The organism is Gordonia sp. AC31 (assembly GCF_031844505.1).
Lineage (GTDB): Bacteria > Actinomycetota > Actinomycetes > Mycobacteriales > Mycobacteriaceae > Gordonia > Gordonia hongkongensis.
On the sequence record NZ_JAUZVK010000087.1, the window covers coordinates 1 to 1,220 of the forward strand.

Genomic DNA, 1,220 nt, shown 5'->3' on the forward strand with positions numbered 1-1,220 from the left:
GGCGCATCACACTTCCGCTTCTCTCACCGACGCTGCTGTTCATGGCGACGCTGACCATCCTGTCCGCCGCCCAGCTGATGTTCCCGATGATCCAAACCCTCACCCAGGGTGGCCCCGGCGACTCCACCACCAACCTCTACTACCTCCTCTACGACATCGCATTCGGTTCGTTCGACGTCGGCCTCGCCTCCGCCGCCAGCGTGCTGTTCTTCCTCGGCTTCGGGTTCATCGCCTGGGGCGCGGTGTGGCTGATGGACCGCTGGAGCTTCCATGACGACTGAAACAACCACTCAACCGACCGCTGTTGTGCGCACCCGCCGATTCGACGTGCTTGGCGGCCACCTGGTCCTGGCATTAATCGCCGTGTTCAGCCTGGTGCCGATCCTCTGGATGTACGTCACCGCGCTGCGCCCTCGCGACGATGTGCTGAGCCAATCCGTGCTGCCCAGCGGGGTCAGCCTGGACAATCTGCGGGCCGCCGCCGACCTGCTGCCGCTGGGTGGCCTGATCGGCAATACCGCGCTCATGGCCGTGGGGGTCGCGGCCTTCCAGTTGTTCACCGCGTTGTTGGCTTCGTACGCGTTCGGCCGCTGGCATTTTCGCGGGGAACGCGTACTGTTCCTGATCTTCGTCGCCACGTGGCTGGTCCCTTTCCAAGTCACCATGCTGCCCAACTATGTCCTGTTGTCCGACCTGGGCTGGCTCAACACCCTCACCGGGGTGATCGTCCCGCAACTCACCGCACCGTTTGCGGTGCTGCTGCTGCGCCAACACATGCGCTCGTTCCCGCGCGAACTCCTCGACGCAGCACGCATGGACGGCCGGTCGCACTGGAACACCTTGTGGACGGTTGTCGTACCCTCGCTGCGTGGACCGCTCGCCGCGCTAGCCATCCTGCTGTTCGTCACCGCGTGGAACGAGTACTTCTGGCCGCTGCTGGTCCTGTCCGATCCGGCCTCGGTTGTCCAGATCGGGTTGCGCAGCCTGATCACCGAAGCCGGAACCGACTATGGTGCGATGATGGCCGCTGCCGGGGCCCTGTGTCTGCCCATCCTCGCCGTGTACATCCTGCTACAACGCCAGGTCGTCAACGCCTTCGTCCGCTCCGGGTTGAAATGACCAATACCCGTATCGGCGGAAAGGGCCGGATCCCGCTCTACCGTCAGGTAGAAACCGAACTATTGCGCCAGATCCAAGACCAAGAATTGCATCCGGGGCAG

Annotated in this window: 1 protein-coding gene and 1 pseudogene; both read left to right on the plus strand. The window is 63.8% G+C overall.

Going from position 1 to position 1,220, the window contains the following annotated elements; translation table 11 throughout:
* Positions 1 to 281 (plus strand): annotated as a pseudogene (locus Q9R39_RS24695) (sugar ABC transporter permease); the annotation flags it as partial.
* 25 nt (positions 282 to 306) lie between these two features.
* On the plus strand, positions 307 to 1,119 hold the full coding sequence (locus tag Q9R39_RS24700; RefSeq protein ID WP_311278460.1) for a carbohydrate ABC transporter permease: 813 nt from the start codon (positions 307 to 309) through the stop codon (positions 1,117 to 1,119).
* Positions 1,120 to 1,220 lie beyond the last annotated feature (101 nt).